A 26,232-nucleotide genomic window follows, 5' to 3' on the forward strand; every position below is an offset into this window, starting at 1 on the left:
CACTCACCCGACGGTCCCCGCAGGGCTTTCCGAGGGCGTCGGGTCGGGGGCGCCCGGGCCGGGATCCTCGGGCTGCGTGGTGGGTTCCTCGGAGGGCGGATCGGGAGGGCCGGGGGTGGCCGGCGGCGACGGCCGGGCGCTGCTGCTCGGCGAGCCGGTGGGGGATCTGCTGGGCGTGGGCGGGAGCGTCCTGGTGGGGTGCGCGGTGCTGGGGGCCAGGGTGCGGGAGCGCTCCGCCGAGCCCCCGCCCTGGTCCCGGCCGCTGCCGCCCGCCCCGGAGCCCGCGCCGGCGTCGGCGGCCGTGTCCGGGTCGTGCTCCCCGGCCTCCCCGCCCGGGCTTTCCTCCGCCGGGGGGACCGGAGTGCCGGACGCTCCGGGCTTGCCGTCGCGCTCCTGGCCGCCCGGCTCGCCGGACGCGGACTCGTCCGGCTCACCGCCCCCGGTGGCGTGCCCCGCCTCGGTGGGACCGGGTTCCCGGTCCGGCTCGACGCTCATGCAGCCGGCCAGCACGGTGGCCAGCACGGCCGCGGCGGCGACGGAACGGAGGGCGGAGCGGGCACGGGCAGGGCCGCGGGGGCGGGACGGGTGGAGGGGACGGGGGCGGCGCACGGCAGGCACCTCCAGGCAGGGGACAGGACGGACTACCTCCTGTACCAACTCCCGCAGCCGGAGGGAGGACACGGCACGCCGCCGCCCGGGGAGGCAGGCGCACGGTGTCTCAGGCGTAGCCCAGGGCGTGCAGCCGCTCGTCGTCGATCCCGAAGTGGTGCGCGATCTCGTGCACCACCGTGATCTCCACCTCTTCGACGATCAGCTCCCGGTCCCCGCCCTCCCGGGCACAGAACCGCAGCGTCGGCCCCATGTACACGGAGATCCGGTCGGGCAGCACCCCGGCGTACCACTCCCCCCGCTCGGTGAGCGGGGTGCCCTCGTAGAGCCCGAGCAGCTCCGGCTCCCCCGGCGGCGGTTCGTCCTCCACGAACACGGCAACGTTGTCCATCAGCCGCGTCAGCTCCGGCGGGACCCGGTCCAGCGCCTGGCTCACCAGGTCCTCGAACTCCTCACGCGTCATCTCCAGCACAGAGTCAATTGTGCGCCACCCCCACCACGCCAGGAACAGACCCGGCATTCGTTTTGGCGATCCGTCCCTCGATCCCATATGCTTCTCACGTCCCCGACGCACCAACCGGTGCCCAGGTGGGCCACCAGCCCTCATCGTCTAGTGGCCTAGGACGCCGCCCTTTCAAGGCGGTAGCACGGGTTCGAATCCCGTTGGGGGCACGCAGTAACACGTGCGACACTGGCAGCAGTGCACACGGAGCAAGGTCCTGTGGAGCAGCTTGGAGTGCTCGCCACCCTGTCAAGGTGGAGGCCGCGGGTTCAAATCCCGTCAGGACCGCTCCGGCTGGGTAGCTCAGTTGGTACGAGCGTCCGCCTGAAAAGCGGAAGGTCGCCGGTTCGACCCCGGCCCCAGCCACCGCGTTTGAGCAGGAAGAGCGGGCCCGTCGGCGATCGTCGGCGGGCCCGCTCTCGTGTTCGCTGCCCCCGTCCGTACGCCAACGGGAGTGCGCCACCCGCTGCGGGTTCCCCACCACGAGGCGAGAGCGCTGGGACACGCTCCCGTCCGCCTCGCGGCCGAACAGGACAGCCTCCGGCCCGACAAGCATCCGGAGCAGGCCACCCGGAATCGGGCCGGTCCGGTGAACCCGCTCACCCGTCCGGGGTGGGACGACAAGCTCGGCGCAGCACGTGTGCGGGATGAGTTCCCGTGCGGTGGCACATGACAGATGTCATCGGATCTTCGTGCGGGATCCTTCTTGTGAGGCCGCGTCCGGGGGCCGGAGGATGAACGTCATGCAGAGCCCAGCGCCCGGCCCGGAAGTCGTTGTCGACGTGCATGACCTCTGCCGTACCTACGGCAGAGGCGACCAGTCCTTTCAGGCCGTGCGGGGTGTGTCCTTCACTGTTGCGGAAGGTGAATTGTTCGCCCTGCTGGGCACGAACGGCGCGGGAAAGACCTCCACCATGGAACTGCTGGAGGGGCTGGCCCGCCCGTCCGCCGGTACGGTGCGGCTCTTCGGCCGCTACGACCCCTTCACCGACCGCAGGTCGACCCGTCCCCGTACCGGCGCGATGCTGCAGGAGGGCGGCTTCTCCTCGGAGCTGACGACCCGTGAGACGGTGCAGATGTGGGCCTGGCTGAGCAGCCGGCCCCGCCCCGTGGCGGAGGCACTGGACATCGTCGGGCTCGGCCACCGCGCGGACGTGCAGGTGAAAAATCTGTCCGGTGGCGAGAAGCGGCGGCTGGACCTCGCGATGGCCACGCTCAACCGGCCGGACGTGCTTTTCCTGGATGAGCCCACCACCGGCATGGACCCGGAAGGACGCCATGAGACCTGGCGGCTCATCCGCCGGCTGAAGGACCAGGGCACCACCATCGTGCTCACCACGCACTACCTCGAGGAGGCGCAGGACCTCGCCGACCATCTGGCGATCATGCACAGGGGGGAGATCGTCACGGCCGGGGCAGTCGAGGAGATCGTGGCGCGCCACCCCAGCAGCCTGACCTTCCGCCTGCCGAACGGCGTCGCGGCGGGCCACCTGCCGGCGCTTCCGCACGCCTCCCGGGTCGCCGTGGAGAACGGCATTGTCACGGTCTGGACGTCCGACCTCCAGGAAGCGGCCACCGACCTCCTGGTCTGGGCGCGCGGCGCGCGGCTACGGCTGGGCCGCTTCAACGCGCGCTCCGCCTCCCTGGAGGAGGTGTTCCTCGACATCGCCAGGGGAAACGCCAGTGTCGCCCCGAGCGCGGACCCGGACGGTTCCGAGGCTGCCCAGCCACCCGCACAGGAAGCCGCCTCCGCATGAAGACCCACGTCCAGCACCTCAAGGGCCTGGCCAGGACCGAGTTCACGCTCTTCTTCCGCAGCAAGGCCAACCTCGTCAACGTGCTGCTGGTGCCCACCCTCCTGGTCATCGCGATGAAGGCCGTCTTGGACTCCTTCGACCTGCGGCAACTGGGCCTGGAGCTGGCCCCCACGATGGTCGCCTCCGCCTCCGGCATTCTGCTGGTGATGGGGCTGTACGTGCCGCTCACCACGATGTACGTCCTGCGGCGCGAGGAACTGCTGCTGAAGCGGCTGCGCACGGGGGAGGTCTCGGACGTCACCATCCTGGTGGGCATCGTGCTCGTGCTGACCACCGTCGTCCTGCTCCAGTTCGCGGCAGTCTCGGCGGCCATCTCCTGGCTGGGCGGCGCGGACGCCCCTCCCGCGCTCCACCAGGCGTTCCTCGGCATGCTGCTCGGCGCGCTGCTGATGATCGCCCTCGCCGCCGGGACGGCCGCGCTCTCACCCACGGCCGAGAGCGCCCAGGTGACGATCCTGCCGGTGCTGTTCGTCCTCCCTTCCACCTCCGGTGCCTTCTTCCCGCTGGAGATGTTTCCGGAGGTGCTCCAGGACGTCGCCCGCTTCCTGCCCCTCACCCCCGTGGTCGACCTGGTGCGCTCCGGCTGGACCGGGGAGCTGGGGCTGAGCGACGCACTGCCCCGGGTGCTGGTGCTGACGGTGTGGATCGGGATCTCCGCCCTCGTGGTGCGCCGCTGCTTCCGGTGGGAACCGCGCACCTGAGAGACCGGAGCACCGGGCCGCGGTCGGGGATATCGGTTCGCGGCATCCGTGGCCGAGGTGAGACCCTGGAGCCCGTATGTCCACTCATCCCTCCCCCGCCACGCCGGCTCCGGCCGCCCCCTCGCTGACCGCTCTGCAGGAGCGGCTGCCCGGACTCACCCTGCGGGACCGGCGACGGCTCGGCCGCCGGCTCGACGGCACCCGGCGCATCTCCGGATCCGCCGCCCGGCAGGACGCCCTGCGGCAGATCGCCCGTGCCCTGGACGAGGCCGAGCTGCGCGTGGAGTTGCGCCGCGCCGCCGTGCCCCGGATCAGCTACCCGGCGCAGCTGCCGGTCAGCGCCAGGAAGGACGACATCGCCGCGGCGATCCGCGACCACCAGGTGGTGATCGTCGCCGGTGAGACGGGGTCCGGCAAGACCACACAGATCCCGAAGATCTGCCTGGAGCTCGGCCGCGGAGTGCAGGGCCTGATCGGGCACACCCAGCCGCGCCGGATCGCCGCCCGTACGGTGGCCCAGCGGATCGCCGACGAGCTCGGCACGCCCCTGGGTGAGGCGATCGGGTGGAAGGTCCGGTTCACCGACCAGGTCGGTGACAGCACGCTCGTCAAGCTGATGACGGACGGCATCCTGCTGGCCGAGATCCAGCACGACCGCGAACTGCTCCGGTACGACACGCTGATCATCGACGAGGCCCACGAGCGCAGCCTCAACATCGACTTCCTGCTCGGCTATCTCGCCCAGCTGCTCCCCCGGCGCCCCGATCTCAAGGTGATCGTCACCTCGGCGACGATCGATCCGGAACGCTTCGCCCGGCACTTCCGTGCACCGGACGGCCGTCCCGCCCCGATCGTGGAGGTCTCCGGCCGGACGTATCCGGTGGAGGTCCGGTACCGGCCGCTGCTGGAGGAGGAGGGGGACGCCGGGGACCGGGACCAGATCACCGCCATCTGCGACGCCGTGGACGAGCTGGTGAAGGAGGGGCCGGGGGACATCCTGGTGTTCCTCTCCGGCGAGCGGGAGATCCGCGACACCGCGGACGCGTTGCACAAGCAGCGCTTGCGCTCCACCGAGGTGCTGCCGCTGTACGCCCGGCTCAGCCACGGTGAACAGCAGCGGGTGTTCCAGCAGCACAGCGGCCGGCGGGTCGTGCTGGCCACCAACGTCGCGGAGACCTCGCTGACGGTGCCCGGCATCAAGTACGTCATCGATCCGGGCACGGCCCGGATCTCGCGCTACAGCCACCGCACCAAGGTGCAGCGGCTGCCCATCGAGCCCGTCTCGCAGGCCAGCGCGAACCAGCGCAAGGGCCGCTGCGGACGGACCAGCGACGGCATCTGCATCCGGCTGTACTCCGAGGACGACTTCTCGGCGCGTCCGGAGTTCACCGACGCCGAGATCCTGCGCACCAACCTGGCCTCCGTCATTCTGCAGATGACCGCCGCGGGGCTGGGGGACATCGAGCGCTTCCCGTTCATCGACCCACCGGACCACCGGAGCATCAAGGCGGGTGTGCAGCTGCTCGAGGAGCTGCACGCGCTCGACATCGGGCAGAAAGGGCCGAAGAAGCGGCTGACGGAGACGGGGCGCCGGCTCGCCCAGCTTCCGGTGGACCCCCGGCTGGCCCGGATGGTGCTGGAGGCCGACCGGAACGGCTGCGTCCGCGAAGTGATGGTCATCGCGGCCGCGCTGTCGATCCAGGACCCCCGGGAACGGCCCTCGGACAAGCAGCAGGCGGCGGACGAGAAGCACCGCCGCTTCCGCGAAGGGCCGGCCGAGGAGTCCGACTTCCTCGCTTTCCTCCACCTGTGGACGTATGTGCGGGAGCAGCAGAAGGCGCTGTCCTCCTCGGCGTTCCGCCGGATGTGCCGGTCGGAGTTCCTCAACTACCTGCGCATACGGGAATGGCAGGACCTGTACACGCAACTGCGCACGGTGGCGAAGCAGCTGGGCATCCAGCTGTCGGACCAGGACGCCGATCCGCAGCGCATTCACCAGTCGCTGCTGGCCGGGCTGCTGTCCCACCTGGGGCTGAAGGACACCGAGAAGAACGAGTACCTGGGCGCCCGGTCGGCGCGGTTCGCGGTGTTCCCCGGCTCGGCACTGTTCCGGAAGCCGCCCCGCTGGGTGATGTCGGCCGAGCTGGTGGAGACCTCCCGGCTCTGGGCGCGGGTCAACGCGAAGATCGAGCCGGAGTGGATCGAGCCGCTCGCCGGACATCTGGTGAAGCGCACGTACAGCGAGCCGCACTGGGAACAGAAGCAGGCCGCGGTGATGGCACACGAGCGGGTGACGCTCTACGGCGTTCCGATCGTGGCCGACCGCAAGGTGAACTACGGCCGGATCGATCCGGAGACCTGCCGTGACCTTTTCCTCCGCAACGCGCTGGTGGAGGGCGACTGGCGGACCCACCACCAGTTCTTCAAGGACAACCGCCGCCTGCTCGACGAGGTCGAGGAGCTGGAGCACCGCGCCCGGCGTCGCGACATCCTGGTGGACGACGAGACGCTGTACGCCTTCTACGACCAGCGGATCCCGGACGAGGTGGTGTCCGGGGCGCACTTCGACGCCTGGTGGAAGAAGAAGCGCCGCGAGGACCCGGACCTGCTGAGCTTCGAGAAGTCGATGCTCATCAACGAGCGGGCGGAGGGGGTCACCGAGGCCGACTATCCGGACAGCTGGCGGCAGGGCCCGCTGACGTTCCGGGTGACGTACCAGTTCGAGCCGGGCACGGACGCGGACGGCGTCACGGTGCACGTACCGCTCCACGTGCTGAATCAGGTCACGGCCCAGGGCTTCGACTGGCAGATCCCCGGGCTGCGGGAGCAGCTGGTCACCGAGCTGATCCGGTCGCTGCCCAAGCCTCTCAGGCGGCACTGTGTGCCCGCGCCGAACTACGCCGGGCGCTTCCTGAAGGAGTTGGAGAACCGGCAGCGGGAGGGCGACGGGCAGTGGCCGCCACAGGAGCCGGTGACATCGGCACTCGCCCGGGAGTTGCGGCGGATGACCGGTGTCGCGCTCGAGGCGGGGGACTTCGGCCCGGAGCGGATCCCGGACCATCTGCGGATCACGTTCCGGGTGGTGGACGAGCGCGGCCGGCAGGTGGCGGAGGACAAGGATCTGGAGGCCTTGCGGCTGCGGTTGCGGCCGAAGGCCCAGGCGGCGCTCAGCCGGGCCTTCGAGGCGTCCCCGAAGGGCCGCGCGGGTCGTGACCGGAGCCGGGCGGACGGCGAGGGCCACGGGGGCACGGCCGGCAGTGTCTTCCCGGACCGGCGCAGCGGTCTGACCTCATGGACGATCGGTGCCCTCCCCCGCGTCTTCGAGACCCGGCGCGCCGGGCAGCCGGTGAAGGCGTATCCGGCGCTGGTCGACGAGGGCAGCTCGGTGGCGGTGCGGCTGTTCGACACCGAGGAGGAGCAGCAGCGCGCGATGTGGCTCGGCACCCGCCGGCTGCTGCTGCTCAACCTGCCGTCCGATCCGGCGAAGTTCGCGGCCAAGCAGTTGGACAATGCCTCGAAGCTGGCGCTGTCGAGCTCCCCGCACGGCAACGTGCAGGCGCTGTTCGAGGACTGCGTGACCGCGGCGGCCGACCGGCTGATCGCCGTGCACGGCGGCCCGGCCTGGGACGAACCGGGCTTCCAGCGGCTGTTCGACGCGGCGCGGGCCGACATCGTGGATCTGACGATGACGCTGGTGCGGCAGGTCCGGGGGGTTCTGACCGCCTGGCAGGCCGTGGAGCGGCGGCTGAAGGGCATCCGGAGCCCGGTGCTGCTGGACTCGCTCGCGGACGTCAGGAAGCAGCTCGACGCGCTGATGTGTCCCGGTTTCGTCACCGCGCACGGGGTGCCGCGGCTGCCGGATCTGATGCGCTATCTGATGGCGGCCGACCGCCGGCTGCAGCAGCTCCCGCACCAGGCGGAGCGGGACCGCACCCGGATGGCGAAGGTGCACGAGATGCAGGACGAGCACGCCTGGCTGCTTGAGCAGTTCGCCCCGGGCCGGCCGGTGCCACAGGCGGCGAAGGACATCCGCTGGATGATCGAGGAGCTGCGGGTCAGCTACTTCGCGCACGCCCTGGGGACGGCGTACCCGGTCTCGGACAAGCGCATCATGAAGGCCGTGGACGCATTGGTTCCGTGATCCCGGGGTCGCGCTGGGTGAGTTGGCCCTGATCGGCGCGCCTGGGGTAGAGTCTCGTCTCGCAGCGAGGTCCTGTGGAGCAGCTTGGAGTGCTCGCCACCCTGTCAAGGTGGAGGCCGCGGGTTCAAATCCCGTCAGGACCGCATCACCCGGAAGGCCCGGACTCCCCCGTGGAGTCCGGGCCTTCGGCGTTTCGCCACGGCCCCCCGGGTACCGGCCGGTGTGAGTTCGGGGCGAGCGGGTACTCCCTGAATCCAGCGGCGCGCCGTCCGGTCCGCCCGCTGTGGGGGATCTCCGTACACCACGTGCCCGGCTGAGGCAGAATGGCCCTTGGTGCCCATATAGCAAGATCGTCGGAGAGGGCAAGAGATCGCCCGTGTGACGGGAGTCACGGAACTTGGCCTGTGGGTGTGCTCGTTCTTCTGCACAGAGACTCTCGTCGATTTAATATGTGCAATTGCACCCTGCGCAGACGTGTGCCGCGGATACCCTGGTTTCCGCTCGCCCTCCACGCATCTGCCTTCGTTCCCCGGCGGGTTCGCAACGACGGGGAGCGGACCGGGGGCACACGGAGTGCCGGGGCGTGGTGGCGGCCGGGCACAACGACAGATCGCGTCGGACCCGGCGGAGTCCAACGCGATCTGTGACCGTTCAGCCGGGGTGGGGTCCCGGAGTCCGGAGTCTGGGTGGTGCTGCTTGCTCAGGCCTCGCCGCGCTGCTGCGGGATACCCGCAAGCAGTGCGCGCACCTCCGCTTCGCGATAGCGGCGGTGCCCTCCGAGCGTGCGGATCGACGTGAGCTTGCCGGCCTTTGCCCAGCGTGTGACCGTCTTGGGGTCTACGCGGAACATCGTGGCAACCTCAGCCGGGGTCAGCAGCGGCTCGGCATCAGGGGTGCGAGCGGTCATGAGCGGCCTCCTCGGGAGAACCGAACCAAAACGGTTCTTTCCTTAAAATTCTGCATCTTGACCCGCGTTGCCCGACATGGCGGACGCGGGACGAGTCGGTTATAGGACGAACGGCTTGTCCTCGGCACTACAACTACACCATCCGCCCGACCTGGTCGGCCAAACCGACGGAATTGCCCTCTGAGGTGTTCAACCTCGGCGGAAGCCGATGGACCGGTCCATAGCGGACAGTCACGTGCCCGTGACCATCAGTCACGCGGCGCCAAACCCTCATCAGACCCACCAAGGAGTACGAAGCTGACCTGTCCCCCCTTCGGCGGACAGAAGGAACCCGAGAGGGCTCCTTGTCCTATTTTGCCACGAGCAGCGCACTTCCATGCAAGACTTCCCGAGAGTGCCGTCGATCACTCCTATTTCCGACATGCGAGGTAACTCCGCCGAACTTCTTGCGCAGGAACGCTTCCTCCGCACCCGGGCAGCGCGGGTCAGCTGGCGAACTGCCGCTCGCGAATCGTCATCCAGCGGTCGGTCACCTCCTCATAGATCTCTCCCGCCCGCTCCAGGTCCCCCTGCGCAAGGGCAGCGAGACCCTCGGCCACCTCCCTGGCGCTGCGGTCCGCCGCCAGCTGCTCCTCGGAGAGGGTGTGCACCAGACCTCCGTAGTCCAGTTCGACCAGTGAACGTGGATGAAACTCCTCCAGCCAACGGCCCACGTCGGTGAGCGCCTCGGTCAGCGGCCCCTCGGGGGTGGCCTCCCGCACCGCTTTCAGGCCCCGGGCCACCCGCCGCCGGGCCTGGACCATGGGCGTGCGGTACCGCAGCACGGGGGCCCCGGAGGCTCCGGCCTCCGCTGCCCGGAAGTCCCGCTCCTCGTCGGTGAAGAGGGCAAACCATCGGATCGGTACATGCCACAGAGCCGATCTGATCCAGGGGCGGGCGTCCGGGTTCCGCTCCCGCCATCGGGCGTGGTCCGCGGCAGCGCGCTCCCGGGCGGCCGGCGGCAGGGCGGCGTCGAGCACCGGCCCGGGCATCATCCAGTGCCCCACCTCGCTCAGCGCCTCCCAGGCCCGCAGGCGGGTCCGCCAGGGGCACACGCAGAGCACTCCGTCCACCTCCGTGACAAATGCGTCAGCGCTCTCCCCGGCCGGAGCCGCGCGCGGCGGAACGGCCAGCAACTCGGTGAGGGCGAGCCGGAGCTCGTCCTGCTCGTCGGGAAGGTCCGTACGCCGGGCGTAGCCGGCCCAGTGCGAGCGCTCCGGCTCGGGGAAAGCAGCCAGCGGCTCGTAGACCCGCAGATAAGACGCATAAGGTACCTTCTGCACGCACACCCTCCCATGGTCCCCCGGACCGGTTGACACAGCACGCGCCCAGCCTGCCTGCCCCGGGCCGTGTGACGAACCTGTAGCACGCGGCATCCCCCGGCGGCTCTAAGCTCGTCCCTATCGGCCCTCCCCACCTCGGAGGGCGTCGTCCCGACCTACAGGAGTCACCACCGTGACTGACGTACGTCCCGCTGTCAGCGTCGACAGCACGGCTGAGGTCAACGTGCTGGACACCCTTTTCCGTTCGGATCAGGGCGGGCACGAGCAGGTCGTGCTCTGCCAGGACCGCGCCAGCGGCCTCCAGGCAGTGATCGCCCTGCATTCCACCGCTCTCGGCCCGGCCCTCGGAGGCACCCGCTTCCACGCCTACCCCGGCGTGCCACGACCGGCGGAGGCCGCACTCCGGGACGCGCTGAACCTCTCCCGCGGCATGAGCTACAAGAACGCGCTCGCCGGGCTGAAGCACGGCGGCGGCAAGGCCGTGATCATCGGCGACCCGGACCTGGTGAAGACCGAGGAGCTGCTGCTCGCCTACGGCCGGTTCGTCGACTCGCTGGGCGGCCGCTACGTCACCGCCTGCGACGTCGGCACCTACGTCCAGGACATGGACGTCATCGCCCGGGAGTGCCGCTGGGTCACGGGCCGCTCGCCCGAGCAGGGCGGCGCCGGCGACTCCTCCGTCCTCACCGCCTACGGCGTCTTCCAGGGCATGCTGGCCGCGGCGCGGCACCGGTGGGGGTCGCCCGAGCTGGCCGGCCGCAAGGTCGCGGTGGCCGGGGTCGGCAAGGTCGGCCACCTCCTGGTCGACCATCTCATCGAGGCAGGGGCGGAGGTCGTGATCACCGACGTCCGTCCGGAGTCGGTCGCCCGGGTACGGGCCAAGCACCCGCAGGTCACCGTCGCGGCGGACACCGAGGCGCTGATCACCACCGAAGGCCTCGACGTCTACGCCCCCTGCGCCCTGGGCGGCGCCCTCAACGACCACACGGTCCCGCTGCTGACCGCCTCGGTGGTCTGCGGAGCGGCGAACAACCAGCTGGGCCACCCCGGGGTGGAGAAGGACCTCGCCGAACGCGGCATCCTCTACGCGCCCGACTACGTGGTGAACTCCGGCGGGGTGATCCAGGTCGCTGACGAGCTCCACGGCTTCGACTTCGCGCGGGCGAAGAGCAAAGCGACGGGCATCCACGACACCACGCTGGAGATCCTGGAGCGGGCCGACCGCGAGGGTGTGCCGCCGGCCGTCGCCGCCGACCGGGTGGCGGAACAGCGGATGGCCGCGGGCCGCTGACCGCCGGGCGGGTCCCGGCCGCTCCGGCGGCCGGCCCCACCCGTCCCCCGAGTTTGCGAGAGACATGTCACGCCCCTTGGGCGGGTCGTGGCCCGAAAGAAGGCAAAATCCCCTCTGACCTGCGAAGAAGAGGTCATGAGGCGGCACTGGGACAGCCCCGGTCCTGCGGACGGCGTACCGTAGGGTCCCGGAAGCAGGTACCGTTGAAAACGAATGGGTCGGGCTCTCGTAGGGAGCCCGCTCCGATTCATGAACGCATGTCAACACTCTGGGGCTGTTGTGCCCCGACGTTGAGGGGGTCGAGCCAATGGGGCGCGGCCGGGCCAAGGCCAAGCAGACAAAGGTCGCCCGCCAGCTGAAGTACAACAGCGGCGGGACGGACCTGTCACGACTGGCCGAAGAGCTGGGCGCATCGCCGTCGAATCCGCAGCCTGCTGGTGGTGAGCGGATCGAGGACGACGAGCTTGAGCTGGAGGACGACCCGTACGCACAGTACGCGGAGAGGTACAACGACGAAGTCGACGACGAGGACGGTCCACGCTCGGGCTCGTCCGCCAGGCGCCCCGGCGGCTGACCCGTTCGTCCGACAGAATCGTCGGCTGATCCACGTGACCCGGTCCGGCGCAGCGCCGGACCGGGTTCTGTGCTGCCGGGAGACCCCGGCGGAACCCCACCGGGAAGCCCTTCCCCGGCCGGAGCCGGGGCGCGGCCCCACCGGCGGCTGACACGGCCCGGGGCCGGGTCAGCTCGCATAGTCCCCCTGGAGGGAGACGGCCTCGGCGTGATCGCCGCGGTCGGTGATCTCCCCCATCACCCAGGCGCCCACCTCACGGTCCCCCAGTGTGCTCAGGACGGCCCCGACCGACTCCTGCGGCACCACCGCGACCATGCCGACGCCCATGTTCAGCGTCTTCTCCAGCTCTGCCCGCTCGACCCGGCCGGCTTCCCCGACCACCCGGAACACCGGGGCCGGTGCCCAGGTGCCGCGGTCGACGGTGGCCCGCAGCCCTTGCGGGACGACCCGCGCCAGGTTGCTGGCCAGCCCGCCGCCGGTGATGTGTGAGAAGGCGTGCACCTCACTCGCCCGGGTCAGCTCCAGGCAGTCCAGCGAGTAGATCCTGGTCGGTTCCAGCAGTTCCTCACCGAGTGTCCGGCCGAACTCCGGGACCTCCCGGTCCAGCGCCCATCCGGCCCGGTCGAACACCACGTGCCGCACCAGGGAGTACCCGTTGGAGTGCAGGCCGGAGGAGGCCATGCCGATGACCACGTCCCCGGCCCGGATGCGCTCCGCGCCCAGCACCCGGTCGGCCTCCACCACTCCGGTACCGGCTCCCGCGACGTCGTAGTCGTCCGGCCCCAGGAGACCGGGGTGCTCGGCGGTCTCGCCACCGACCAGCGCGCAGCCGGCCAGCACGCAGCCCTCGGCGATGCCCCGGACGATCGCCGAGACCCGCTCGGGGTGAAGCTTGCCGACGCAGATGTAGTCGGTCATGAACAGCGGTTCGGCCCCGCACACCACCAGGTCGTCCACCACCATGGCGACCAGGTCGTGCCCGATGGTGTCGTGGATGTCCATGCGCTGGGCGACGGCCACCTTGGTGCCCACGCCGTCGGTCGCGGAGGCCAGCAGCGGGCGCTCGTACCGCTTGAGCGCGGAGGCGTCGAACAGCCCGGCGAATCCGCCGAGCGACCCCACGCTCTCGGGCCGCTGCGCCTTGGCGACCCACTCCTTCATCAGCTCAACGGCCGTCTCACCGGCCTCGATGTCCACGCCTGCGGCGGCGTAGGAGGCGCCGGCGCTGTCGTCACGCGTCTGGGGATTCTCAGGCATCAGGGTCTCGGAGGTTTCTCTCGCAGGGGACGGGAACGGGGCGCGGGAGCGGAGCGGCTTCCGGACGGCGGAGGCGACGGCGCGAGGCCGGGCAGGCCCGGCGCTCAGGGCCGGCGCAGCGCGTCGGCAGCGCCCGGACCGGTCAGCAGGGTCGCCACCCCGTCGGAGTCGCCGGGGCTGCCGCCGCTGACGGCCGCCGCGGCCCCGGCCTCCAGCAGATCCTTGCCCAGCAGCCCGGAATCTGGCAGCGCCATCGGGTACTGACCGTCGAAGCACGCCCGGCAGAGGTTCGGCTTGGCGATGGTGGTGGCCTCGACCATCCCGTCCAGCGAGATGTAGGCGAGGGAGTCCGCACCCAGCGACTTGCTGATCTCCTCGACCGAGAGCCCGTTGGCGATCAGCTCGGCCCGGGTCGCGAAGTCGATGCCGAAGAAGCACGGCCATTTGATCGGCGGCGAGCTGATCCGGACGTGCACCTCGGCGGCGCCCGCCTCACGGAGCATCCGGACCAGGGCACGCTGGGTGTTGCCGCGGACGATGGAGTCGTCCACGACGACCAGCCGCTTGCCCTGGATGACTTCCTTGAGGGGGTTCAGCTTGAGCCGGATACCGAGCTGGCGGATGGTCTGGCTCGGCTGGATGAAGGTCCGGCCGACGTAGGAGTTCTTCACCAGGCCCATGCCGTACGGGATCCCGCTGGCCTCGGCGTAGCCGATGGCCGCCGGGGTACCGGACTCCGGCGTCGGTATCACCAGGTCGGCCTCCGCCGGGGCCTCAGCCGCCAGCTTGCGGCCCATCTCCACCCGGGTGAGGTAGACGTTACGGCCCGCGATGTCCGTGTCCGGCCGGGCCAGGTAGACGTACTCGAAGACGCAGCCCTTCGGCTTCGCATCGGCGAAGCGTGAAGAGCGCAGTCCGTTCTCGTCGATGGCGATCAGCTCGCCGGGCTCGATCTCGCGGATGAACGAGGCACCGACGATGTCCAGGGCGGCGGACTCGGAGGCCACCACCCAGCCGCGCTCCAGACGGCCCAGGACCAGCGGCCGGACCCCCTGCGGGTCACGGGCGGCATACAGGGTGGTCTCGTCCATGAAGACGAAGCTGAAGGCGCCCTGCACCCGTGGCAGCACCTTCGGGGCGGCTTGCTCCACGGTCAGCAGCCCGCCGTCCTCGCCGCGCTGCCCGGCGAGCAGCGCGGTCACCAGGTCGGTGTCGTTGGTCGCCGCGACCCGCTGACGGGCCCCCCGGTCACCGGGCAGTTCGGCGACCAGGCCGGCGAGCTCCGCGGTGTTGACCAGGTTTCCGTTGTGGCCGAGCGCGACCGAGCCGTGGCCGGTGGCCCGGAAGGTCGGCTGGGCGTTCTCCCACACCGAGGCACCGGTGGTGGAGTAGCGGGCGTGACCCACCGCGATGTGGCCCCGCAGCGAGCCGAGGGAAGCTTCGTCGAAGACCTGGGAGACCAGGCCCATATCCTTGAAGACCAGGATCTTGGAACCGTTGCTCACTGCGATACCGGCGGATTCCTGCCCCCGGTGCTGCAGTGCGTACAACCCGAAATAGGCGAGCTTGGCGACCTCCTCGCCCGGGGCCCAGACTCCGAAGACGCCGCAAGCGTCCCTCGGACCCTTTTCACCGGGGTTGAGGTCGTGGCTGAGTAGACCGTCACCACGTAGCACGCTGTCGAGTCTAGGCCAGAAAGACCGCTTGCGGAGACCGGGCCCTTCCTTATGAGAGAAGGCTCACCGGGCCGGCCGGGGGCGCGCCCCGCACGTCACCTCAGCACCGGCAGCGTCCCGGCCAGGTCCCCCGCGCGCTCCCCGCTCGCCCGCAGCCGCCCCGTAGCGGTGGCCATGCGCCAGTCGGTGCGCCCGGTGGCCAGCCGGATCCAGGTGACCGGATCGGTCTCCACCACGTTGGGCGGGGTGCCGCGGGTGTGCCGGGTACCGGCCAGGCACTGGACGGCGGCGAACGGCGGAATCCGGAGCTCGGTCGAGCTGCCGGGGGCCTTCGCCGCGAGGGCGTCCGCCAGCACCCGGACCGTGGTGGCCAGCGCGACCCGGTCCAGCCGCACCGGCTTTCCGGTGGCGCGGGTCAGATCGTCGCTGTGCACGACGAGCTCGACGACCCGGGTCACCGCGAAGTCCAGCGCCCGCATCGCCCCGAACCGGCCGGGCAGCAGCAGGTCCTCCCGGACTCCCGTCTCCAGTACCGACTCCAGCTCCTCGGCAGCGAGGTCGATGGCAGCGGCCTGGTCGGCGCCCGCCGCGGCGTCCTGCCGGGTGCGCGCGGCCGGCTCGCCGGCGGCATCGGCGTGGGACAGCACCCAGCGGTTCAGGTCCGCCCCCGGCCGGGTCGCGGCCGGTACCGGTTCGGCGAGCAGCCGGGGGAGAGCGTCGATCTGTCCGGCGATGTGGGCGAGCAGGGTGTGCACGTCCCAGCCGGGCAGCCCCGAGGGCTTGGACAGCTGCGGCCGGGTGAGCGCGTGCGCGGCCAGTCGTACGAACTCGACCTGGGCCAGCAACGCGTCCCGGACCCGGTCGGGGTGGTAAGAGCGAGGCTTGCGCCGGACTTCAGCCATGCCTGGAGCTTACGACCTGTGGTGCCCCGGGCCCGGCGCATCGCTGCCCGGCCCGGTCCCGGGTGACTTCACGGCCCGGTATCAAGTGCGTCGGCCGGGTCCCCGGCCTCTCGCGCGTGTGCCAGGATGCGCCCATGCCTATCGCGGACCGCTACCTCGCCGACGACGAAGACCTGGTGTACTACACGCGCCAGCACTGGACCACCTTGGTGAGCGAGTTCCTCATCCTGCTGGTGATCATCGCGGTCGGCGGTGCGCTCGCGTGGGTCGTGCCCACCGAGGAGGAGTGGGGCGGGCCGGCGCTCTGGGCGGTGCTGGGCGCCACGCTGCTCGCCGCGCTGTGGTTCTGGCTGATCCCCATGCTCCAGTGGCGCTCCACGGTCTACGTGCTGACCACCAAGCGGCTGCACAAGCGCATGGGCTTCCTCACCAAGTCGGGCCGGAGCATCCCGCTGACGCGGGTGAACGACGTGTCGTACAGCGTGAACCTGTGGGAGCGGATCATGCGCTACGGCACGCTGCACATCCAGTCCGCGTCCGAGCAGGGGAAGATGACGCTGAAGCACGTACCGGACCCGGAGCTGCTGAAGACCAAGGTCTACCAGCAGATCGACCGGATCTCCGCGGACCCGTACAGCGAGCCGCTCCCCTGACCCCGACGAGTCCCTCTCGGGACGGCCCCCGAAACTGACGGCCCGCACCCTCGCGCTGGGGGGTGCGGGCCGTCACCTCGTTCGGCCGGGAGGTGCGGGATAGTCCCGCCGGCTCAGCCGAAGAGCGCCGGCAAGGTCCGCTCGTGGATCTCCCGCAGCTCGTTCAGCGGCAGGGTGAACTCGCCCTGCACCTCGATGGCGTCCCCGTCGAGGACCCCGATCCGGGCGACGGGCATCCCGCGGGCGGCGCACATGTCGTTGAACCGGACCTCCTCGCTGCGCGGAACGGCGACGACGGCGCGGCCCGCGGACTCGGAGAAGAGGAAGGTGAACGGCGTCAGCCCGTCGGGAACGATCAGCCGGGCACCGGTGCCGCCCTTCAGGCAGGACTCCACGACGGCCTGGATGAGGCCGCCGTCGGACAGGTCGTGCGCCGCGTCGACCATGCCGTCCCGGGAGGCGGCGATCAGGATCTCGGCCAGCAGCCGTTCCCGCTCCAGGTCGACCGCCGGCGGCAGCCCGCCGAGGTGGTCGTGGACGACCTGGGACCAGGCGGAGCCACCGAACTCCTCCCGGGTGTCCCCCAGCAGGTGAATCAGCTGGCCCTCCTCCCGGAACGCCATCGGTGTGCGCCGGGTGACGTCGTCGATGACGCCGAGCACGCCGACCACCGGGGTGGGGTGGATCGCCGTCTCCCCGGTCTGGTTGTACAGCGAGACGTTGCCGCCGGTGACCGGGGTGCCCAGGGTCCGGCAGGCGTCGGCGAGCCCGCGGCACGCCTCGGCGAACTGCCACATGACGCCCGGGTCCTCGGGTGAGCCGAAGTTGAGGCAGTCGGTGACCGCGAGCGGCCTGGCACCGGTGGCGGCGACGTTGCGGTAGGCCTCGGCGAGCGCCAGCTGCGCGCCGGCGTACGGGTCGAGCTTGGCGTACCGGCCGTTGCCGTCGGTGGCGAGCGCGACGCCGAGGTTGGTCTCCTCGTCGATGCGGATCATGCCGGAGTCCTCCGGCTGGGCCAGGACGGTATTGCCGATCACGTACTTGTCGTACTGATCGGTGACCCAGGACTTGGCGGCCTGGTTCGGGGAGCCCACCAGGCGCAGGACCTGGTCGCGCAGCTCGGCGGAGTCCGCGGGGCGGGGCAGCGCGCCGGCATCGTCGGCCTGCAGCGCGTCGAGCCAGCCGGGGCGTGCGTAGGGGCGGTGGTACGTCGGCCCCTCGTGTGCCACCGAGCGCGGCGGGACGTCGACGATCTGCTCGCCCTGCCAGTAGATCTCCAGCCGGTCGCCTTCGGTGACCTCGCCGATGACGGTGGCGATGACGTCCCACTTCTCGCAGATCTCGAGGAAGCGGGCGGCCTTGGCCGGCTCGACGATGGCGCACATCCGCTCCTGCGACTCGCTCATGAGGATTTCCTCGGGCGAGAGGGAGGAGTCGCGCAGCGGCACGGTGTCGAGCTCGACCCGCATGCCGCCGGAGCCGGCCGAGGCGAGCTCCGAGGTGGCGCAGGAGAGTCCGGCGCCGCCGAGGTCCTGGATGCCGGTGACGAGGTCCTCGGCGAAGAGCTCCAGGGTGCACTCGATGAGCAGCTTCTCCTGGAACGGGTCGCCGACCTGGACGGCCGGCCGTTTGGCCGGCCCGGTCGAGTCGAAGGTCTCGGAGGCCAGCACAGAGACGCCGCCGATGCCGTCACCGCCGGTGCGGGCTCCGTAGAGGATGACCTTGTTCCCGGTGCCGGACGCCTTGGCGAGGTGGATGTCCTCGTGCTTCATCACCCCGACGCACAGGGCGTTGACCAGGGGGTTTCCTTGGTAGCAGGGATCGAAGACGACCTCGCCGCCGATGTTGGGCAGGCCCAGGCAGTTGCCGTAGCCGCCGATACCGGCCACCGCTCCGGGAAGCACCCGCCGGGTGTCGGGATGGTCGGCGGCGCCGAAGCGCAGCGGGTCCATCACGGCGACCGGACGGGCGCCCATGGCCAGGATGTCGCGGACGATCCCGCCGATGCCGGTGGCGGCACCCTGGTAGGGCTCGATGTAGGACGGGTGGTTGTGCGACTCCACCTTGAAGGTGACGGCGTACCCCTGGCCGACGTCGACGACGCCGGCGTTCTCCCCGATGCCGACCAGCAGGGCGTCGGACGCGGGGGCCTTCTCGCCGAACTGCTTGAGGTGCACCTTGCTGGACTTGTAGGAGCAGTGCTCGGACCACATGACCGAGTACATGGCGAGTTCGGCCCCGGTGGGCCGGCGGCCGAGAATCTCGCGGATGCGCGCGTACTCGTCCTCCTTGAGCCCCAGTTCGGCCCAGGGCAGCCCGGCCTCGGGGGTTTCACCGGCGTGCTTGACGGTGTCCAGTGTCACGCTCGCTCGCTCCTTCGTGCAGAGTCGTCCCTACCGGCCGCCCCGGAGCGGTCGGTCGCTCCTCCGGCCGTCCCGGTGTCGAAAGTCATGCGGCGACCAGCTTCTTGAGCACCGAGGTGAAGAAGCCGAGCCCGTCGGTGGTCGGACCGGTCAGGGTCTCCACGGCGTGTTCGGGGTGCGGCATGAGGCCGACCACGTTTCCGGCCTCGTTGGTGATGCCGGCGATGTCGCGGCGCGAGCCGTTCGGGTTGCCGTCCAGGTAGCGGAAGACGACGCGGCCCTCGGCCTCGAGCGCGTCCAGGGTGCGCTCCGCGGCGACGTAGCCGCCCTCGCCGTTCTTGAGCGGAACGGTGATCTCCTGGCCGGGGGAGTAGTCGGAGGTCCAGGCCGTGTCCGCGTTGTCGACGCGGAGCTTCTGGTCCCGGCACACGAAGTGCAGATGGTCGTTGCGGGTGAGGGCGCCGGGCAGCAGGTGCGATTCGCACAGCACCTGGAAGCCGTTGCAGATGCCGAGCACCGGCATTCCGGCCCGGGCCTGCTCGATGACGGTCTCCATCACGGGGGAGAAACGGGCGATCGCGCCACAGCGCAGATAGTCGCCGTAGGAGAATCCGCCGGGCAGGACGACCGCGTCCACCTGATGCAGGTTCTTGTCGCGGTGCCACAGCGCCACGGGCTCTCCGCCGGCCAGCCGCACCGCGCGCTGTGCGTCGCGGTCGTCGAGCGAGCCGGGAAAGGTGACGACGCCGATACGGGTGGTCACCGCGCCCCCTCGGCGGTCACGGATTCCGTGCTTTCCACGGGGGCGGTGACTTCTTCGACGCGGACTCGGAAGTCCTCGATCACGGTGTTGGCGAGGAACGTTTCCGCCAGCTCGTGGATGCGGGCGAGCGCGGCCTCGTCGACCGGGCCCTCAACCTCCAGTTCGAACCGCTTGCCCTGACGGACATCGGTGATGCCCTCGTATCCCAGGCGCGGCAGTGCACGCTGCACCGCTTGCCCCTGGGGGTCGAGGATCTCCGGCTTGAGCATGACGTCGACTACGACGCGAGCCACAGGTACTCCCGGTGTTGGTGCTTGACGCTGCACCCGCAAGCGTACCCGGCACAAAATTCTACGCGAGTAGACGAACATCATACGGTCACGTTAAGGTATCGGAGCAGGAAACCTCTTCGAGGCCGGGCGGGAAAAACGTAGGCTCCCATTGTGTGATGCTGCACCGCGGGATAATTGAACCCCCGCACAATGCAATACTCACTCGAGTACAAATGAAGATTCACTGCCCCCAATCCAACGGATCGCCGGCGCCCCGGGTCATGCGGCAAGCCCCTCCGCACACCCGACGCCTTCGACAACGGCGATCATCCCGAAAGGACCGATATTCGTGGCTCAGCAAGTAGTGGTCACGCTCTCCGACGACCTCGACGGCGGAGAAGCCTCGGAGACAGTCACCTTCGGACTCGACGGGAAGTCGTACGAGATCGACCTCAATGAGGACAACGCGGAGAAGCTGCGCAACGCGCTTGCTCCGTTCGTCGGATCCGCGCGGAAGCAGTCCAGGTCCGGCAAGGCCTACCACCGCACCGCCGTGGCCCCCGACCCGCGGGCGGTGCGCGCCTGGGCGGAGTCCAACGGCTTCGAGGTGCCGGCCCGCGGACGCATCCCGAAGAAGGTCTACGAAGCGTTCAACGGAGCCCACTGAACCTCCGCACCGAACGGGGTGCGCCGCCGACTTGCACAGCACCCCGGGTGATCCGCTAGAGTCTGGAGCGCGCCGAGGGGCCGGGCCGAAAGGCCAAGTTCCCGGAGTCGCGCGGGTGTAGTTCAGTAGTAGAACACCCCCTTTCCAAGGGGGAGGCGCAGTGTGCAATTCCTGTCACCCGCTCCAGCTGCTGTACCGGTCCTCGGGCCGGTACAGCGAGCGTTGCTCCGGCTCGTCAGCCGGATGCGCTGCGGACGTAGCTCAGCTGGTAGAGCGCAACCTTGCCAAGGTTGAGGTCGCCGGTTCGAACCCGGTCGTCCGCTCCACACAGAGGGCCCCGGTCATCACGACCGGGGCCCTCTTGGCTTGCCGCTGCCGCCTTCCTCCGCCGGTCCCGGGGCCGGCCGTGGCTCCCGCCCCCACCACGGCGGCGACGGGGACGGAGCGCCGCCCCCGCACCGCTCTGACATTTGTCATGCCGTCCGATGACAGCGGGCACTGCACCGGGACGCACCGGGACGCGAAGCTGAAGGCATGACTGAGCAAGTGATCGAAGTGGCCGGGCTGCGCCGACGGTACGGACCGTCCGGCGACGCGGGGTTCGAGGCGGTGCGCGGACTCGACTTCTCGGTGCTCCGGGGAGAAGTTTTCGCGCTGCTGGGGACGAACGGGGCGGGGAAGACCTCCACCCTGGAGGTGCTGGAAGGGCTGGCCCCGCCGACCGGGGGCCGGGTCCGGGTACTCGGCCACGACCCCTTCCGGGAGCGGGCCGCGGTCCGGCCGCGGATCGGCATCATGCTGCAGGAGGGCGGCTTCCCGTCCGACCTGACAGCAGTCGAGACCGCCCGCATGTGGGCGGGCTGCACCAGCGGGGCCCGGCCGGTTCCGGAGGCACTGGACCTGGTCGGGCTCGGCGAGCGGGCGAACGTCCGCGTCAAGCAGCTGTCCGGCGGTGAGCGGCGCCGGCTCGACCTGGCGCTCGCGCTGCTCGGCCGGCCCGAGGTGCTCTTCCTGGACGAGCCGACGACCGGGCTGGACGCGGAGGCCCGGCACCGGACCTGGCAGCTGGTCCGCGAGCTCCGGGACCAGGGCACCACCGTGGTGCTGACCACGCACTACCTGGAGGAGGCGGAGAGCCTGGCCGACCGGCTGGCCATCATGCGGGAGGGCCGGATCGTCCTCTCCGGAACCCCCGCGGAGGTCACCGCCTCCCGGCCCTCCCGGATCCGTTTCACGCTCCCGGACGGCATGACGGCGGACAGCTTGCCACCGTCCCTGCATGTCTCGGCGGACGGCCCGCGGGTCGAAGTGCGGACCGAGCAGCTCAAGGAGGACCTCACCGACCTCCTGCTCTGGGCACGCGCGGAAGCGGTTCCGCTGACCGGGCTCGACGCCCGTTCCGCCTCCCTGGAGGAGGCGTTCCTGGACATCGCCCGCGAGGACGCCGACGCCGAGAGGCGAGTCACGGAGGTGAGCACCCGATGAGCAGCACCACAACCGCCGCCCGGGCACGGACGGCCTCCACGCCGGCGGGCCGGCTGCGGTCCCTGGCCCGCGCGGAGCTGACCCTGCTGATGCGCAATCGCACCACGCTGTTCATGGCGCTGGCCATGCCGCCGTTCATGGTGGCGGCGATCTGGTCCTCGATGGACCGGGTGAACCTGGCGGACACCGGCCTGACCGCCGGCGGGATGGTGATGACCGGCGGCATCGGCATGGTGCTGCTCCTGGTGGTGTACGCCAACCTGGTCGCCGCCTTCGTGGCCCGGCGGGAAGAGCGGGTGCTCAAGCGGCTGCGCACCGGTGAGGTGCCGGACCGCGAGATCCTGGCCGGCACCGCACTGCCCTCGGTGGCGCTCGCCCTGACCCAGTGTGTCCTGCTGGTGCTGGCCGGGGCTGTGCTGCTGGACCTGACCGCACCGCAACGGCCAGGTCTGCTGCTCGCGGGTGTGGTCCTCGGCGTGGTGATGATGGTGCTGCTTGCGGTCGCGACCACGGCGTTCACCCGGACCGTGGAAGCCGCACAGATCACCGCGCTGCCGCTGCTGATGGTCTCCGCTGTCGGATCCGGGCTCTTCGTACCGTTCGAGCTGCTGCCCGATCAGACGGCCGCCGTCCTCCGGCTGCTGCCGCTCTCGCCGGTGATGGAGCTGGTCCGCTACGGGTGGCTGGGCGGCCTGGACGGCACGGAGACGCTGCGGGCCCTGGGGCTGGCGGTGGCCTGGACAGCGCTGGCGGTGTTTGCTGTACGCCGGTGGTTCCGCTGGGAGCCGCGGCAGTGACCGGACGGGAACGGAACGGCGGGGTGCGGTGAGGGCATACGCGACGGCTGCGGAGCGGAGCGCCGGCCTGAAGCGCGCGCTGGCCCCGCTGGACCGATTCCTGGCTGCGAGCGGCCGGGTCCGGTTCCACCAGTACACCCGGTACATGATCTACAGCTTCACCGCGCTGGAAGCGGTGCTGCTCGTCATCTGGCTGCTGAGCACCCGGGAGACGGCCGGACTCTGGGCTCAGGTCACGGTCCTGGTGGCCGGCGGGTCGCACACGGTGCTGAACGGCCTGCTGTCCCGGGCCGCGCTGGCGCACTACACCGGCACGTCCGGACGGCCGGACCTGCTGCTCTGCGTGTTCACCGTCGGCACGCTCGGTGCCCTCGCGGTGGTGGGCGGCCTGGTGGGAACCGGCGCGCTGCCCGAGGAAGGCACGCTCGTGATGGTCTACTTCCCGATCTTCTTCGCCGGCCCGGTCGCCCTGGCACTCACCGTCCGGCAGGCCACCGCGCTGGCGGCGGTACCGGCCGCGGCGGCGGTGGCGGGCACCGTGGCGGTCGGGCAGCCTCTGCTCCCGTTCCTGCTGGCCGTGGTGGCCGGTGCGGGCTTCTTCGGCTTCACCTTCCGCTGTTCCGGTTGGACACTGCGCGTGGTGGACGAGCTGGACGCCACCCGGGAGACGCAGGCACGGCTCGCCGTGGCGGAGGAACGTCTGCGCTTCGGCCGGGACCTGCACGATGTCCTCGGCCGCAACCTGTCGGTGATCGCGCTGAAGAGCGAGCTGGCGGTGCAACTCGCCCAGCGCGGCTCCCCCGCCGCGGTGGACCAGATGACGGAGGTGCAGCGGATAGCGCGGTCCTCGCAGCAGGAGATGCGGGCGGTGGTCCGCGGCTACCGGGAGGCGGATCTGCAGGCCGAGCTGGCCGGCGCCCGCGGGGTACTGACCGCGGCGGGCATCGACTGCCGGATCGACGCCGCCGACGGTGCCGGGCCGGGCGTGAACACGGCCGGGACGGGCGCGGGCGGCGCTGCGCCGGAGCTGTCGGAGCCGGTGCGCTCGGCACTCGGCTGGGTGGTCCGCGAGGGCACGACGAACGTGCTGCGCCACGCCGACGCCGCGCACTGCACCATCCGCCTGCACGCGCCCGGCGGCGACCGGGTCGTGCTGCTGATGGAGAACGACGGCGCCCGGGACACCCGCCCCGGGGCCGGGGACGGCTCCGGGCTCGACGGGCTGCGGGAGCGGCTGGCGGAGGTCGGCGGAACGCTGACCTCCGCCCGGCCCGGGAACGGCAGCTTCCGGCTGACGGCCGAGGTACCAGTGCGAGGTGGGGAATGACCGACGGGGCGAGGATCCGGGTACTGCTGGCCGACGACGAGCACCTCATCAGGGGAGCGCTCGCGGCACTCCTCGGGCTGGAGGACGACCTGACCGTCGTCGCCGAGGCGGCGAGCGGCCCGGAGGCCGTGGCCATGGCGCGGGCCCACCGGCCGGATGTCGCGGTGCTGGATCTGCAGATGCCGGGGGCGGACGGCGTGACGGTGGCCACCCGGCTGCGGGCCGAGCTGCCCGCCTGCCGGACCATGATCGTGACAGGGCACGGAAGGCCGGGGCACCTGAAGCGGGCGCTGGCCGCCGGGGTGCGGGGGTTCGTCCCCAAGACGGTGTCGGCACAGCGGCTCGCCGAAATCATCCGCACCGTGCGGGACGGGAACCGCTACGTCGATCCCGACCTTGCGGCCGACGCCATCAGCTCCGGTGATTCCCCGCTGACGGCCCGGGAGGCGGAGTTGCTGGAGCTGGCCTCGGACGGCGCCCCGATCGCCGAGATCGCCGAGCGCGCCGCCCTCGCACCGGGCACCGTACGCAACTACCTCTCGGCGGCGGCGGCGAAGCTGCACGCCGAGAACCGGCACGCCGCCGTCCGCCTCGCCCGCGACCGCGGCTGGATCTGACCGGCCGGTGAAGCGGGTGCGGGCCGGGCCGATGGGGGGACCGGGCCCGGTCCGGGCCACTGCGGGGGATTTCGGCGGGCGGGTCCCCGGCTTGCGCGTCCCTCCGCACACGGCCTGCCCGGGCGGACTAATTTAATGGATGTCTATGTTGACGGGAGTCGATTCAGCGGCCAAGCTGACTCACGTCACTACTTAGGCATCCATCGAATCAGAGGGAGTCATGGTGAGTTCCAAGAGCGCCGCTGCCCTGCCCGTCGTCGTCGTGGGGGCAGGACCGGTCGGACTGGCCGCAGCCGCCCGGCTGCTGGAGCGCGGGCTGAAGCCACTGGTACTGGAGGCCGGTCCGGCCGCCGGGACGGCAGTGCGCGCGTGGGGGCACGTACGGCTGTTCTCCGCCTGGTCGGAGGTCGTCGACCCGGCAGCGGCCAAGCTCCTCGCCCCCACCGGCTGGCAGCAACCGGAGGGCACCCGCTACCCGACCGGCGAGGAGTGGGCCACCGACTACCTGCAGCCGCTTGCCGAGGTACTCGGCGACCGCGTCCGCCTGCGGACCGAAGTGACCGGCGTGGCCCGCGCCGGACGTGACCGGCTCGTCGACGCCGACCGCACGGATCAGCCGTTCACCGTGCACACCCGGACGGCGGACGGCGCCGAGGGCCGGATCACCGCCCGTGCGGTCATCGACGCCTCCGGCACCTGGTCCACCCCCGGACCGCTGGGCGGGGACGGCCTGCCGGCCGTGGGCGAGCCGTCGGCAGCCGCCCGCATCTCCTACCGGATCCCCGATCTGCGCGACCCCGCGGTCCGGAAGCGGTACGCCGGCCGGCGGACCGCGGTGGCCGGATCCGGGGCCTCGGCGTTCACCACTTTGGCGCTGCTCGCCGAACTGGCCCGGGAGGTGCCCGGTACCAAGGCCGTGTGGATCCTGCGGCGCGGCCTCGGCGCGGACACCTTCGGCGGCGGCGAGGCCGACCAGCTGCCTGCCCGCGGCGCCCTGGGACTGCGGGCCCGGCAGGCGGTCACCGACGGCCACGCCGAGGCCGTCACCGGATTCCGGACGGCCGCCGTGGAAACCGCGGACGGGCAGCTCACGCTGGTGGCCGAGGACGGGCGCCGGCTCGAGCCGGTGGACGAGGTCGTCGCCCTCACCGGGCTGCGCCCCGAGCTCTCCGTGCTGTCCGAGCTCCGCCTCGGCCTCGACGAGCGCCTCCAGGCCCCCGTCGCGCTCGCCCCGCTCATCGACCCGAACATCCACTCCTGCGGCACCGTGTACCCGCACGGCGCGAAGGAGCTGGCCCACCCGGAGCAGAACGTCTACATCGTCGGCATGAAGAGCTACGGGCGCGCCACCACGTTCCTGGCCCTGACCGGGTACGAGCAGGTCCGGTCCGTCGCCGCCGCGCTGGCCGGCGACCACGAGGACGCCGCCCGGGTGGAGCTGACACTGCCCGAGACGGGCGTGTGCAGCGGAGGCGGCCTCACAGCTGAGTCCGCCGGCGGCCAGGACAGTTCCGCCGCCGCCGAGGAGGACGGCTGCTGCTCGGCTCCGGCCGGAACCCCGGTCCGGGCCGGGGGCTGCTGACACCGGC

22 protein-coding genes and 6 tRNA genes are annotated in these 26,232 nt (G+C 71.1%); 18 read left to right on the forward strand and 10 right to left on the reverse strand.

Annotated elements, in window-relative coordinates:
• Positions 1–3 precede the first annotated feature (3 nt).
• Both PJ985_RS00105 and PJ985_RS00110 read right to left on the reverse strand, forming a co-directional pair.
• Positions 4–609, reverse strand: coding sequence for a hypothetical protein (locus PJ985_RS00105; protein WP_271681393.1), 606 nt, complete (start codon positions 607–609; stop codon positions 4–6).
• A 109-nt stretch (positions 610–718) separates the two neighbouring features.
• Positions 719–1,081, reverse strand: a complete 363-nt coding sequence (locus PJ985_RS00110; protein ID WP_271681394.1) for a metallopeptidase family protein — start codon at positions 1,079–1,081, stop codon at positions 719–721.
• A 127-nt stretch (positions 1,082–1,208) separates the two neighbouring features.
• Here PJ985_RS00110 and PJ985_RS00115 point away from each other — a divergent pair.
• From PJ985_RS00115 to PJ985_RS00145, 7 genes are all read left to right on the forward strand, one after another.
• Positions 1,209–1,281, forward strand: a tRNA-Glu gene (locus tag PJ985_RS00115).
• Positions 1,282–1,324: 43 nt separating this feature from the next.
• Positions 1,325–1,399, forward strand: a tRNA-Asp gene (locus PJ985_RS00120).
• Positions 1,400–1,403: 4 nt separating this feature from the next.
• Positions 1,404–1,477, forward strand: a tRNA-Phe gene (locus PJ985_RS00125).
• A 377-nt stretch (positions 1,478–1,854) separates the two neighbouring features.
• Positions 1,855–2,868, forward strand: coding sequence for an ABC transporter ATP-binding protein (locus PJ985_RS00130; protein WP_271681395.1), 1,014 nt, complete (start codon positions 1,855–1,857; stop codon positions 2,866–2,868).
• Complete coding sequence (locus PJ985_RS00135) at positions 2,865–3,629, forward strand: ABC transporter permease (protein ID WP_271681396.1); 765 nt, start codon at positions 2,865–2,867, stop codon at positions 3,627–3,629. The genes PJ985_RS00130 and PJ985_RS00135 overlap by 4 nt, the downstream gene beginning before the upstream one ends.
• A gap of 76 nt (positions 3,630–3,705) precedes the next feature.
• Positions 3,706–7,770: an ATP-dependent RNA helicase HrpA gene (hrpA, locus tag PJ985_RS00140; protein WP_271681397.1), complete on the forward strand. Its 4,065-nt coding sequence runs from the start codon at positions 3,706–3,708 to the stop codon at positions 7,768–7,770.
• A gap of 68 nt (positions 7,771–7,838) precedes the next feature.
• Positions 7,839–7,913, forward strand: a tRNA-Asp gene (locus PJ985_RS00145).
• 557 nt (positions 7,914–8,470) lie between these two features.
• On the opposite strand, the gene bldC is transcribed toward PJ985_RS00145, so the two are convergent.
• Positions 8,471–8,677, reverse strand: coding sequence for a developmental transcriptional regulator BldC (gene bldC, locus PJ985_RS00150; protein ID WP_019431930.1), 207 nt, complete (start codon positions 8,675–8,677; stop codon positions 8,471–8,473).
• A gap of 485 nt (positions 8,678–9,162) precedes the next feature.
• Positions 9,163–9,999: a hypothetical protein gene (locus tag PJ985_RS00155; RefSeq protein ID WP_271681398.1), complete on the reverse strand. Its 837-nt coding sequence runs from the start codon at positions 9,997–9,999 to the stop codon at positions 9,163–9,165.
• A gap of 172 nt (positions 10,000–10,171) precedes the next feature.
• On the opposite strand from PJ985_RS00155, the gene PJ985_RS00160 reads away from it, so the two are divergent.
• Together PJ985_RS00160 and PJ985_RS00165 are read left to right on the forward strand one after the other, a co-directional pair.
• A complete protein-coding gene (locus PJ985_RS00160) occupies positions 10,172–11,290 on the forward strand; it encodes a Leu/Phe/Val dehydrogenase (RefSeq protein ID WP_271681399.1) in 1,119 nt (372 codons plus the stop codon).
• Between the two features lie 307 nt (positions 11,291–11,597).
• Positions 11,598–11,864, forward strand: a complete 267-nt coding sequence (locus PJ985_RS00165) for a DUF3073 domain-containing protein (protein ID WP_271682037.1) — start codon at positions 11,598–11,600, stop codon at positions 11,862–11,864.
• 168 nt (positions 11,865–12,032) lie between these two features.
• Here PJ985_RS00165 and purM read toward each other — a convergent pair whose 3' ends face one another.
• The 3 genes from purM to PJ985_RS00180 all read right to left on the reverse strand — a co-directional run bounded on the left by purM (position 12,033) and on the right by PJ985_RS00180 (position 15,699).
• Positions 12,033–13,121, reverse strand: a complete 1,089-nt coding sequence (gene purM / locus PJ985_RS00170; protein WP_271681400.1) for a phosphoribosylformylglycinamidine cyclo-ligase — start codon at positions 13,119–13,121, stop codon at positions 12,033–12,035.
• Between the two features lie 104 nt (positions 13,122–13,225).
• On the reverse strand, positions 13,226–14,797 hold the full coding sequence (gene purF / locus PJ985_RS00175) for an amidophosphoribosyltransferase (protein WP_271681401.1): 1,572 nt from the start codon (positions 14,795–14,797) through the stop codon (positions 13,226–13,228).
• 95 nt (positions 14,798–14,892) lie between these two features.
• A complete protein-coding gene (locus tag PJ985_RS00180; RefSeq protein WP_271681402.1) occupies positions 14,893–15,699 on the reverse strand; it encodes a maleylpyruvate isomerase family mycothiol-dependent enzyme in 807 nt (268 codons plus the stop codon).
• A 134-nt stretch (positions 15,700–15,833) separates the two neighbouring features.
• On the opposite strand from PJ985_RS00180, the gene PJ985_RS00185 reads away from it, so the two are divergent.
• Positions 15,834–16,352: a PH domain-containing protein gene (locus PJ985_RS00185; RefSeq protein ID WP_271681403.1), complete on the forward strand. Its 519-nt coding sequence runs from the start codon at positions 15,834–15,836 to the stop codon at positions 16,350–16,352.
• Positions 16,353–16,465: 113 nt separating this feature from the next.
• Here the strand turns inward: PJ985_RS00185 and purL are convergent, their stop codons facing one another.
• From purL to purS, 3 genes are all read right to left on the reverse strand, one after another.
• Positions 16,466–18,715 (reverse strand): phosphoribosylformylglycinamidine synthase subunit PurL, encoded by a 2,250-nt coding sequence (purL, locus tag PJ985_RS00190; protein ID WP_271681404.1) that lies wholly within the window; start codon positions 18,713–18,715, stop codon positions 16,466–16,468.
• An 85-nt stretch (positions 18,716–18,800) separates the two neighbouring features.
• Positions 18,801–19,478 (reverse strand): phosphoribosylformylglycinamidine synthase subunit PurQ, encoded by a 678-nt coding sequence (gene purQ, locus PJ985_RS00195; RefSeq protein WP_271681405.1) that lies wholly within the window; start codon positions 19,476–19,478, stop codon positions 18,801–18,803.
• On the reverse strand, positions 19,475–19,771 hold the full coding sequence (gene purS, locus PJ985_RS00200) for a phosphoribosylformylglycinamidine synthase subunit PurS (protein ID WP_271681406.1): 297 nt from the start codon (positions 19,769–19,771) through the stop codon (positions 19,475–19,477). The genes purQ and purS overlap by 4 nt, the downstream gene beginning before the upstream one ends.
• A gap of 328 nt (positions 19,772–20,099) precedes the next feature.
• Between purS and PJ985_RS00205 the strand changes: the two genes are divergently transcribed.
• From PJ985_RS00205 to PJ985_RS00240, 8 genes are all read left to right on the forward strand, one after another.
• Complete coding sequence (locus PJ985_RS00205; protein WP_271681407.1) at positions 20,100–20,417, forward strand: histone-like nucleoid-structuring protein Lsr2; 318 nt, start codon at positions 20,100–20,102, stop codon at positions 20,415–20,417.
• 111 nt (positions 20,418–20,528) lie between these two features.
• Positions 20,529–20,603 (forward strand) — tRNA-Gly (locus PJ985_RS00210).
• A gap of 64 nt (positions 20,604–20,667) precedes the next feature.
• Positions 20,668–20,743: transfer RNA gene (locus PJ985_RS00215), tRNA-Gly, on the forward strand.
• A 208-nt stretch (positions 20,744–20,951) separates the two neighbouring features.
• Positions 20,952–21,902 (forward strand): ABC transporter ATP-binding protein, encoded by a 951-nt coding sequence (locus PJ985_RS00220; RefSeq protein WP_271681408.1) that lies wholly within the window; start codon positions 20,952–20,954, stop codon positions 21,900–21,902.
• Positions 21,899–22,699: an ABC transporter permease gene (locus tag PJ985_RS00225; protein ID WP_271681409.1), complete on the forward strand. Its 801-nt coding sequence runs from the start codon at positions 21,899–21,901 to the stop codon at positions 22,697–22,699. Before PJ985_RS00220 ends, PJ985_RS00225 begins: the two co-directional genes overlap by 4 nt.
• Before the next feature lie 28 nt (positions 22,700–22,727).
• Positions 22,728–24,026 (forward strand): sensor histidine kinase, encoded by a 1,299-nt coding sequence (locus PJ985_RS00230; protein WP_271681410.1) that lies wholly within the window; start codon positions 22,728–22,730, stop codon positions 24,024–24,026.
• Positions 24,023–24,643, forward strand: a complete 621-nt coding sequence (locus tag PJ985_RS00235) for a response regulator transcription factor (RefSeq protein ID WP_271681411.1) — start codon at positions 24,023–24,025, stop codon at positions 24,641–24,643. The genes PJ985_RS00230 and PJ985_RS00235 overlap by 4 nt, the downstream gene beginning before the upstream one ends.
• Before the next feature lie 220 nt (positions 24,644–24,863).
• Positions 24,864–26,225, forward strand: a complete 1,362-nt coding sequence (locus PJ985_RS00240) for an FAD-dependent oxidoreductase (protein WP_271681412.1) — start codon at positions 24,864–24,866, stop codon at positions 26,223–26,225.
• Positions 26,226–26,232 lie beyond the last annotated feature (7 nt).

Source organism: Streptomyces sp. ACA25 (genome assembly GCF_028200735.1).
GTDB lineage: Bacteria > Actinomycetota > Actinomycetes > Streptomycetales > Streptomycetaceae > Streptomyces.

Coding starts and splice junctions, on each gene's coding strand:
- PJ985_RS00130 (WP_271681395.1), top strand. CDS start 1,855: ATGCAGAGCCCAGCGCCCGGCCCGGAAGTCGTTGTCGACGTGCATGAC.
- purM (WP_271681400.1), bottom strand. CDS start 13,121: ATGCCTGAGAATCCCCAGACGCGTGACGACAGCGCCGGCGCCTCCTAC.
- PJ985_RS00180 (WP_271681402.1), bottom strand. CDS start 15,699: ATGGCTGAAGTCCGGCGCAAGCCTCGCTCTTACCACCCCGACCGGGTC.
- PJ985_RS00220 (WP_271681408.1), top strand. CDS start 20,952: ATGACTGAGCAAGTGATCGAAGTGGCCGGGCTGCGCCGACGGTACGGA.
- PJ985_RS00235 (WP_271681411.1), top strand. CDS start 24,023: ATGACCGACGGGGCGAGGATCCGGGTACTGCTGGCCGACGACGAGCAC.
- PJ985_RS00240 (WP_271681412.1), top strand. CDS start 24,864: ATGGTGAGTTCCAAGAGCGCCGCTGCCCTGCCCGTCGTCGTCGTGGGG.
- PJ985_RS00165 (WP_271682037.1), top strand. CDS start 11,598: ATGGGGCGCGGCCGGGCCAAGGCCAAGCAGACAAAGGTCGCCCGCCAG.
- PJ985_RS00135 (WP_271681396.1), top strand. CDS start 2,865: ATGAAGACCCACGTCCAGCACCTCAAGGGCCTGGCCAGGACCGAGTTC.
- PJ985_RS00225 (WP_271681409.1), top strand. CDS start 21,899: ATGAGCAGCACCACAACCGCCGCCCGGGCACGGACGGCCTCCACGCCG.
- hrpA (WP_271681397.1), top strand. CDS start 3,706: ATGTCCACTCATCCCTCCCCCGCCACGCCGGCTCCGGCCGCCCCCTCG.
- PJ985_RS00185 (WP_271681403.1), top strand. CDS start 15,834: ATGCCTATCGCGGACCGCTACCTCGCCGACGACGAAGACCTGGTGTAC.
- bldC (WP_019431930.1), bottom strand. CDS start 8,677: ATGACCGCTCGCACCCCTGATGCCGAGCCGCTGCTGACCCCGGCTGAG.